Source organism: Rhizobium sp. PL01, assembly GCF_033447125.1.
Lineage (GTDB): Bacteria > Pseudomonadota > Alphaproteobacteria > Rhizobiales > Rhizobiaceae > Pararhizobium.
In genome coordinates this window covers 334,514-343,621 of sequence record NZ_JAWQUM010000008.1, presented here as the reverse complement: position 1 = coordinate 343,621, position 9,108 = coordinate 334,514, and the positions used below count along the sequence as shown (strand labels likewise).

The 9,108-nt window shown below is 55.1% G+C and carries 10 protein-coding genes and 2 pseudogenes; 2 read left to right on the top strand and 10 right to left on the bottom strand.

Features of this window, described 5'->3' with window-relative positions:
• Both R6X40_RS20175 and R6X40_RS20170 read right to left on the bottom strand, forming a co-directional pair.
• The coding region (locus tag R6X40_RS20175; protein WP_318415589.1) for a recombinase family protein at positions 1-720 on the bottom strand (720 nt) is incomplete at its 3' end.
• Positions 707-886 carry a hypothetical protein gene (locus tag R6X40_RS20170; protein WP_318415588.1) on the bottom strand — a complete coding sequence of 60 codons (180 nt, stop codon included), beginning with the start codon at positions 884-886 and terminating at the stop codon, positions 707-709. The genes R6X40_RS20175 and R6X40_RS20170, both read right to left, overlap by 14 nt.
• Before the next feature lie 306 nt (positions 887-1,192).
• On the opposite strand from R6X40_RS20170, the pseudogene R6X40_RS20165 reads away from it, so the two are divergent.
• Positions 1,193-1,432, top strand: a pseudogene (locus R6X40_RS20165) (transposase domain-containing protein); the annotation flags it as partial.
• A gap of 39 nt (positions 1,433-1,471) precedes the next feature.
• On the opposite strand, the pseudogene R6X40_RS20160 reads toward R6X40_RS20165, so the two are convergent.
• The 8 genes and pseudogenes from R6X40_RS20160 to R6X40_RS20125 all read right to left on the bottom strand — a co-directional run.
• A pseudogene (locus R6X40_RS20160) lies at positions 1,472-1,795 on the bottom strand (transposase); the annotation flags it as partial.
• Positions 1,796-2,231: 436 nt separating this feature from the next.
• Positions 2,232-2,663, bottom strand: coding sequence for a type II toxin-antitoxin system VapC family toxin (locus R6X40_RS20155; protein WP_318415587.1), 432 nt, complete (start codon positions 2,661-2,663; stop codon positions 2,232-2,234).
• Positions 2,663-2,962, bottom strand: coding sequence for a hypothetical protein (locus tag R6X40_RS20150; RefSeq protein WP_318415586.1), 300 nt, complete (start codon positions 2,960-2,962; stop codon positions 2,663-2,665). Before R6X40_RS20150 ends, R6X40_RS20155 begins: the two co-directional genes overlap by 1 nt.
• Before the next feature lie 389 nt (positions 2,963-3,351).
• Positions 3,352-3,534, bottom strand: a complete 183-nt coding sequence (locus R6X40_RS31645; RefSeq protein ID WP_412178427.1) for a hypothetical protein — start codon at positions 3,532-3,534, stop codon at positions 3,352-3,354.
• 287 nt (positions 3,535-3,821) lie between these two features.
• Positions 3,822-4,106, bottom strand: a complete 285-nt coding sequence (kaiB, locus tag R6X40_RS20140; RefSeq protein WP_318415604.1) for a circadian clock protein KaiB — start codon at positions 4,104-4,106, stop codon at positions 3,822-3,824.
• Between the two features lie 62 nt (positions 4,107-4,168).
• Positions 4,169-5,878: a circadian clock protein KaiC gene (kaiC, locus tag R6X40_RS20135; protein ID WP_318415583.1), complete on the bottom strand. Its 1,710-nt coding sequence runs from the start codon at positions 5,876-5,878 to the stop codon at positions 4,169-4,171.
• 441 nt (positions 5,879-6,319) lie between these two features.
• Positions 6,320-6,511: a CsbD family protein gene (locus R6X40_RS20130; protein WP_318415582.1), complete on the bottom strand. Its 192-nt coding sequence runs from the start codon at positions 6,509-6,511 to the stop codon at positions 6,320-6,322.
• 95 nt (positions 6,512-6,606) lie between these two features.
• A complete protein-coding gene (locus R6X40_RS20125) occupies positions 6,607-7,509 on the bottom strand; it encodes a hypothetical protein (protein WP_318415581.1) in 903 nt (300 codons plus the stop codon).
• A 133-nt stretch (positions 7,510-7,642) separates the two neighbouring features.
• Here R6X40_RS20125 and R6X40_RS20120 point away from each other — a divergent pair, with 133 nt between their 5' ends.
• Entirely contained in the window at positions 7,643-8,542 is a 900-nt protein-coding gene (locus R6X40_RS20120; protein WP_318415580.1) for a nucleotidyltransferase and HEPN domain-containing protein, read from the top strand.
• Positions 8,543-9,108: the final 566 nt, after the last annotated feature.

The window sequence follows — 9,108 nt, the reverse complement described above, 5'->3', positions numbered from 1 at the left end:
ATAACGGACTGGTGTCCAGACGAAGTTGGTCATGCGCCCTTCATCCGACGGCCGTGGGAAGTGAATCTGATCTTTTGTCATCGACAGCAGCACCTGACGCGCGCTTCCAAGCTCGTGGAAGCGGGCGAATATGGATCGGATCACGTCTTGGAGACGCAGATCGGGGTCCAGTCCAAGCCCCGCATCCCGATGCCAAATGTAGCCGAACGGAACGGAAAGTCGCAATTCGCCGCGTCGCGCTTTCGATCTGGCGGCATCGAGCATGCGGGCTCTCAGCACGCCCAGTTCGAACTCGCTGATACTGCCCTTCATTCCCAGCAGCAGACGATCATTGGGCCGACATGGATTGTAGATACCGTCGTGATCTATGACGCGGGCCTCAACCAGGCCGCATAGTTCAAGCAGATGGTGCCAGTCGCGACCGTTACGTGCGAGGCGTGAGGCGTCGAAGCACAAAACGGCACCAACTTTGCCGGCGCACAACAGGGCGACAAGGCGATCGAAGCCGGGGCGCGCGACCGTTCCGCTGGCAGAGCGTCCCAGGTCGTCGTCGATCACCTCAATGTCGCTGAAGCCGCGTTGTCGCGCCACGTCAACGAGATCATATTGTCGTCGCTGGCCTTCCAGATTGGTCATAACCTGCGACTGCGTAGATTGCCGCACATAAACGACGGCCTTGCGCGCGAGCAGCGCTGTCGGAATCAAATCAGTGCTGGTCATCGCTGATCTCCTCGACGACCAGACCGGCTGCCTGCATTAACAGGCAAGCCAGCGTTGATACCGTCTTCTTGCGATCCTTGTCGCTCAGTCCGTCGAGCGTCCGGGGTTTGAATATCAGGTCGAGCTGCCGGCCTGACGCCGGCACCAGCGTATTGCGGGATCTCATTGTCTTCCTCCTGAGTGATTCTACGTCCACCCAGGAAGAGTGCAGGCTTGTCGGCGCTGGTGACCAGCCTCTTCAACTCGACCAGCGTTGCAAGATCGACGCGTGCAAGACCCATGGTCATGCCGCCGCACACCACACGATCAATCATCCATTCCGAAATCGAGACCACGACACCTGAGGGCCCCAAAACCTTAAGAAACCGACCTGTCGCTCGTTCTTCAACGCGGCGAATGGAAACCTTTTGGCCGAAATAAGGATGCCAACGATAATGGACCTCGACTTCATCGCCGACATGGGCAGAATGAACGGGGCATTGGGATCGGCCGTAAGAACTGGCTCTTCGCCGGCTCGGACAAGGGTGGCGACCGCATCGCCAATATCCTGACCATCATCGAAACGGTCAAGCTACATGGCCATAATCCGGAAGTCTATCTGACCGACGTCATGACCCGGATCCAGGATCACCCCAACGATCGCCTTGAAGAGCTGCTGCCGTGGCGGTGGGCGCTGGCAAAAATCCCGCAGGTGGTCATCCGCCAAGCCTAATCTACGCGCCCACTTCAGTAAAAAATGACTTTGCCGTACGCTTACGATTGTCCGATAATCAGGTTTCAGATGGCGCAGCAGCCAGATCACCTCGATATTACGGCGGGTTTCTGCTTCCAGCTTTCGGCTCGAACGTACCCGATTCAGATATCCGTAGAGATAAAGTTTAAGCAGATCAGCCGGATCGTAGCCGGGGCGGCCCGTCTCTTTTGCCGTTACGCGGGAAAAGCCAGCGGCGACAAGATCAATGCTATCCACAAAAGCCTCTATGAGGCGAACCGGATTGTCCGATCCGACATAATCATCAACCGCTTCGGGGAGAAGCAGCAGCTGCGAGCGGTCTGAGCCAGATAAATGTGCCATGTAAACAACATACTACGGTTCGCTTGCCATAGGAATCCCGTGGAGTTTTTGCACAGTCTGGTTTTTGGTGGACACTTCATGCATCAGAGCACTGCTCTTCAGAAGGCGCATGGAAATTCGCGCTTACTCCGGGTCTACTGAATTGCCTTCTTCTTTGGCGACATGAAGGGAGACCGTTAGCTTTGAGTGGTCGTCCGGTTCTAACCCGGATCGCCAGGTGCCGGAGAGCGTCGCTTTTATTCGAAGCTTTATGGGGGCATTAGTGATGGATGGACTGGTTAGTTCTTCGCTGGTGGAAGGGCACTACCTCTTGGCTAGCAGCGCATTTTGCTCCTACCGTCTACAAGACCAAATTGGCCACTTTGTTGATAATTTGCGCGACTTGTTCCATAAATAGGCGTTACGCCACAAAGCCCAATTTACCGGTAGTAGTGCCTCAGTTAACGCCGGTGCGAAGAGGATTGATCAAATCAACGCCGTAAAAGTCTTTCTCATTATCGGTCACGACAATGCATCCGTTCGCCCGGGCAGTGGCAGCGATGATGGTATCGAGGCCGCTACGTGGTCGCACGCTTGCTTTTCCTTCAGCCATCAACTGCGCCCAAATTAGAGCCGCCGTTTCATCGAAGGGTAGGATACGATCGGCAAAAAGACGCTGCGGCCCATCATCACCTACAAACCACCTCTCGAGGGAGGTTCGCTTCTTACCGGCGGGCTTCTCCAGGATGCCTTTATGGATTTCAGCCACTGTGAGGGAAGCGATAAACAGATCTTCATCAGTCTGATCGGCCATCCATGTCATCAATTCGAAGGATGGCTCTGGCTTGGTAATGTTGCTCAGAATATTGGTATCTAGAAGGTAGCGCATTAAAGATCGATCTCACGACCTTCTTCGCGGCGACGGGCGATTTCGATCTCAGCGCCAACAAGCGGCGAACGGCGAAGTGCCGCGAGAATCCCGCCCTTCTTGGGCGGTTCACCATTGATCGTATCGTTCACAGCAGCGCGCAATCTTACTGACTCTGGGCCATTTTCTGCTAGGCGGCGTGCCAACAACCTGATGAGGTCACGATCGGCGTCACGGCCGAGGACCTCGAAACGAGCGAGCCCACGATCACTTAAGCGGGCTCTGTAGTTCTGAATTGCGCGGGTCTGTGAGCTGGACATTGTGTCCTCCTAAGTATTCCCGGTAATATAGCTGGAAAGATCTTGGTATACAAGGCCACCTCCGAGCTTTGCTAAGTTGGGTGCCGGACAATCTCCGGGTCGAGGTTTCGATACCCTTCAAGGCGTTAAGACGCAAAACGCCTAGTCAGATGTGGAAATTGATCCCGCATCCGAGCGGGAAGCATTTATCGGCGGAAATACGACCGACTTATGGTGTTGACGAAGCGCGGGGACACCCGAAAATGCAGGAAACCTCTCTGTTGCTGCCTTCAAACACTACCGAAACGACAAGCGTTCGCAACTTAATTGGATGCCGCTTGCGCAATGTTTGTTCGACTTCCTTGGGCAAGTGGGACGCATATCAGCCAGAGCTGGAACCCCGCATTTGGTTAGGCGCGACACGCTTTAGGGTGCAAGAATTCTTTCAAGAAGGAGATGGTCACTCTCAATCCTCCGCTTTCTATATTCCGGATTTCTACGGAAAGATCGTAGACTTCAGCAATGTCTTGAACGATCGCAAGACCAATACCAGTGCCTGGCGTCGTCGTGTCGAGGCGAACTCCGCGTTCCATCATCATCGCCAGGTCTTCAGGACGGACACCATGTTGATTAACGCCAGACTTTGAGCCACATTTTCAGCTCACGGTGATCCGCCTGAGCACTAGAAAGTTTTTTACGATCAACACCGTAGATAAAATCAAGTGGGCTGTGCGGAATGAAAAAGTGGAGCAAATTCTGCTGAAACTCAACATCGAGGATCTCGACGTTGCACCGGTCACGTATAATCGAAGCACATAGTTGGCCGGTTCCATGGCTCCGTCGGTTGCTTTGATCGGCACGCCGTCGCTGTGCATAAAGCCTATCCCTCTTTGCGAAGGTCGAGACCGACCAGCACGCGTTCGGAATCAGACAGATTGCCGATAATCCTCTTCAGGGGAGGCGGCAGGCGCCTGACAAGTGTCGGCACCGCAAGGATCTGATCGCCGGCAGCAAGCTGCGGGTTTTCGAGAAGGTCAACCACCTCGATGCGATATCGCCCGGCAAGATGCTCTTCACAGATTTTCTGCAGGTTGTTGAGGGCAGCGATTGATTTTGGCGTTTTGCCGGCAACGTATAGGCGCAGGTTGTAAAGGCCATCATCCATGGCTTCGCTTTCTTCTCCGCCCGCGAGAAGCGCTGCGTCGAAAGCGTCGGATCCGCTCTGTTTCATTCTGCCGCTCCTCTGCGTGTCGCCATGTTATCTCTGTCGTTGAGATAGGATATTTCCCGCGCATCATCTTGAGTCAGCCACTCTGACACTTCGTCTTCGTCGGCGTCGAGAGAGGCCTGCAATTCCGCGATCTGCCGTTGCACTGCTGCCCGCCTGCGCTCCATGTCCCGGCGTCTCCGATTACTCTCCTGTGTACGACGCAGGTCATTGGCCGTGTCTGCAGCCTCTTGGGCGACCCTTGCCGATCCGGTAAGAACGCCGCTGGAGCCAAGGTAGGCCCGCAAAAGTTGCAAGCCTTTGGTGGTAATTTCGAACTCGCGGACCTGGTTAGAGTGGCTCATTCCACGTGACTTGAGGACATAGAGGCCGCGGTTGCGCTCGCCATTCGTTTCAAGGTGAACAAGCGAGAGCCAAGTATCCATCAACGAAGACATGCCGACATCTGTCGCGTCGGTATTGTGGCCGCCGGAGATCAAATTGGTCAAAAAAGCGGTGGTGCCTCTGCTTTTTAGCAGATCGATGACCCGAAGGAGCGCGGAATGAACCTCGCCCTCTTCGCCTCGCAGCGAGGAAATTGGATCGAGGACAACTGCGTCCGGTTTGAAATTTTCGATTTCCCGGTGCATTTTCGCCAGATGCATTTCGAGGCCGAACAGGCTTGGCCGTGCGGCTTCGAACCGCAACAGTCCAGAGGCAATCCACGGCTCAAGGTCAATGCCAATCGAGCGCATGTTCCGGACGATCTGCGCGGGCGATTCCTCGAATGCGAAATAGAGACACTTTTCGCCACGACGGCATGCAGCATCAACGAAATGGTTGGCAAGGCTGGTTTTGCCGGTACCAGCCGTGCCCGATACCAGAATGCTCGAGCCACGATAAAAACCGCCTTTGCCAAGCATCCCGTCAAGGCTCTTGACGCCCGTCGAAACGGCTTCGTCGTTTGTCGTGTGCGAAAGACCAGCCGACGTGATCGGAAGGACCGAAATGCCCTGATCATCGATCAGGAACGGGTATTCGTTGGTGCCATGCGCGGATCCGCGATATTTGACGACGCGGATGCGGCGGGTGGTGATCTGGTTCTCGACTCTGTTGTCGAGCAACAGCACGCAGTCAGAAATGTATTCTTCGAGTCCGTTACGCGTTAGGGATCCTTCGCCACGTTCGGCAGTAATGATTGCGGTTACGTTTTTTTCCTTCAACCACGCAAAAAGGCGGCGCAATTCAGCCCGCAGAATATCGGTATTGCCGAGTCCGGCGAACAGCACTTCGAGCGTATCCAGGACGACCCGTTTGGCGCCGACCTGATCGATCGCGTACCCGAGGCGCACGAAAAGGCCGTCAAGATCGTACTCGCCCGATTCTTCTATCTCGCTTTTCTCAACGCGGACGTAGTCCATCGCAATGCGTTTCTGATCGACGAGGTCTTGAACGTCGTAACCAAGCGATACGACGTTCTGGATCAGATCCTCACTGGCTTCCTCGAAGCTCATAAAGACCCCCGGTTCATCGAACTGCGTCGCACCGTTGACGAGAAACGTCATCGCGAAAAGCGTCTTTCCGCATCCGGGACCGCCGCACACGAGTGTGGGCCGCCCATCTGGCAGACCACCGAGGGTAACGTCGTCAAAACCTGAAATTCCTGTCGCTGCCTTGGGCAGCGGAGACCCGGTGGAGCCGTGCGCCGCACCAGCTGTCGTCTTCGCCATTTTCAGATTTATCCCCTTTGAGAGTTTTTGAGTGGCAGACTCGCGCTCTGCGGTTCTGCGCCAGCGGGGCGCAGCCGCTCCTTGAGCGCTGTCGCTATGTAGTTGGTCAAGGTGCGGTTCTCCCGCTCAGCTCCGATGCGAACTGCTTCCAGAAGATCGGGATCCAGTCTCACTGTGATAGCTGTCTTCATGTGGCCTCGCCGTCCAAACTTAGATGACGAACTAGTGCCGGCGATGCAAATTGCAATACACGCGAAACAGAACACTGCTAGGGCCTCTTTGAGATAAGTCTGGAGCAGGAGAAAGATCTGCGTATGTGCCGTCGTGGGTATTCTGGAGGTACTCAACGCGCAGTTCACGATCGGCAAACGGCGGTTCCGTGGCCTACCGCAACAAAAAAAGCCCGCTTTTAAGCGGGCTTTCGCGATCATGTCGGTCGGATCATGTACGATCGACCACATTCTTGATCGCTTCCTTGGCGTTACCCTTTGCCTGTTGGGCATCGCCCTTTGCCTCTTGAAGCACGCCCTTCGCTTCCATTTCCTTGTTGCCGACGGCATCGCCCATGGCCTGCCGTGCCTTGCCGGCGAGTTCGTTGGCCTTGCCGGAAATTTTATCGGATGTGCTACCCATGGTGAAACTCCTTATGAAGACTTGATGCCTCATTGAGTGAACGGCAGCGTAGACGTTTAGTTCCCTGCACATGAGCTATTACGTGCCATCGAAATTCAAACCTCGACGGGCTTGGACAATCTCTGACGCGGTCGGCTCACTTTTCTTGGCACGACCGTGAGCGCGATCGGAGTGGATGCGGTCAGAGCGGATCGTGCCGCTTCACCGAGGGATGTTGCAACGAAGTCCGCGTTTATTTCAGCCGCGTCAATTGTGGTTGAACCGTCCCCACTCGCTGCCGGAATGAGTATGCCGACGCGAACTGACGGCTTGCGGCGTTTGAGCCGTCGTACGACCTGTCTGGCATGCGATTTAGAGCCTGCATTGAGAAATGTGACGATCACGGTGTCGGTACCAACCATCGAGATTTCAAGCGCTGCCCTCCCTGAGAAATCGGAATGCGCTGCAGTCACGACCGTAGCGCCCTGAACCTCCAGCACCTGTGACAGCATTGCAGCAGCGGCGTCGTCGATGGCTCCGCGGCCACCGATACTCATCACCGAATGTCCATTGCCGTCAGGCAGTTCCATCTCGCGGTCAGAGGAGCGTACTTCCTCAGCGTCAGCATTGTCGTCCTCCCGATCCTCCTCGTCGGCGATGTCGGAAAGGTTTTCTACCAACGTCATCGAACTGGCGGAGAAAAGCGTTACCTGCGCTTCGGACATGACACCGCGCTGCCTGTCCATCGCTCCCAGCAACAATGCGGGAAGGCCGACCTTGTCGTAGTAGTCAACGAGATATTCGTCCTCGAGAAACTCTTCGGCGTTGTCTGTGGCCTCATTCGGATCGCCCGCGAGCAGGCGTTGGTAGAGCTTCTCGTGCGGTTCCAGAACGGGTTCGTTGCCGAGCAGAGCATCAAGGAAGCTGAACTGTGGCACGGCGGAATTCAGCGAAATTGATGAACAAGTAGGCCGCCTTTTTGATTTAGCATGTTGCCGAGCTTCAAAACGGGATTTCACAACTGGCGGCCACGGTGTGTGAAGACATCTTTGCAAACCCTTCGTTGAAATACGTCCCGCCTTCCGGCACTGTCTGTTGTGTCGTAAACCAAATCGGTGGTTCGAATCGCAACCGAAGGGTTTTTAAGTGTTGATGAAGACGAGCCTCGAACATCTACCACCGGTCAAGCAATACGAGCTAGGCCGCGTGATCGAGGTTGTCCTGGAGGAGTTCGAGGACGCGATAAAAGGGGCTTCAGCAGAGTTCAAGAAGCGTGGACGCGTCTTGAAAATCATCCTGTTCGGCTCCTATGCTCGTGGCACCTTCGTCGATGAGCCGCACACAAAAAAGGGTTACCGGTCCGATTTCGACCTTCTCATCGTTGTCAACAATCGCAAGTTCACGGATTTTTCCACTTACTGGAACAAGGCCGCCGACCGGTTGATGCGCGATCCAAAAGTCAGCACGCCTGTTTCGCTGATTGTGCATTCCCTGCGCGAGGTGAACACCGAACTTCGACAGGGGCGGTATTTCTTCACCGACATTCGCCGTGATGGTCTGGCGCTTTACGAGCTTGACGCCGAACCGTTGGCGATGCCGGGCGAGATCAGCGCAGAAGAAGCATGGCAGATCGCTTCCGGATATTTTGCGGAACGACTACCGAGCGCAAGCTCGTACTTGGACGCTGCAACGTACCTCGCAGGCAAGGGGCAGAACAAGCAAGCTGCATTTATTCTTCACCAAGCCTTGGAGCAGGCATACTCGACGGTGTTGCTGGTGCTGACAAACTACAGTCCGCCATCTCACAATGCCCGCTTTCTCCGAGGACTTGCTGAAGGTCAAGCCTCTGATCTGATCAGCATTTGGCCGAACGATCAGCAGCGATACATCGCATGGTTCAATATTCTCAATGAGGCCTATGTGAAGGCGCGCTACTCGCCCCATTTTGAGATTTCAAAGGAGGCCTTGGAATGGCTTATCGAAAGGACGGGATTGTTGATCTCGGCGGTTGAAAAAACCTGCCGGGACCATCTCGAAACAAGCCGTAAATAGGTGCTCAAATTCGTCGACCGGAGATTGATCTCGGTAAAGCCGGTCTGAGTTAAGACTATTTACACAGAGCTGGCTCGCATGATTAGTTCTGGCGCGATAGTCACATTAGTCAGCTTGCCGGAACCACCGAGAATATCGAGGATCAATTCTCCCGTTTTTTGGCCGATGCTCTCGGGAGCGGGCATCGATCGTCGTCAGAGGCGGTACGTAGATGCCGCTGATTTCGTAATTGCCAAAGCCGCCGTGGCGATTTTTTGGGAACCGCTACGCCTAACCGCTGGGATTCGGTGAGTGCGCCGAACGCGGAAAGGTCCGAGACGCATGTGACTGCATCGTTTCGATGAAGCCAAGTCGACGGTCGCTACCGCGGGTGTCACCGCCGATGAAGCCCATGCGACGATAGCCGACAGTTACGAAATGATAGGCCATGACCTGCACTGTTGCTGCATTGGCAACGCCTACATATAATAGCCGATCGGTTGTTCTGGAACGTCCCAGGTCTCTATTACCGGGATATCAGCATTCTCAAGTAGTTTCCTGCCGCTTGGCGTGTGACGGCCGCCCGT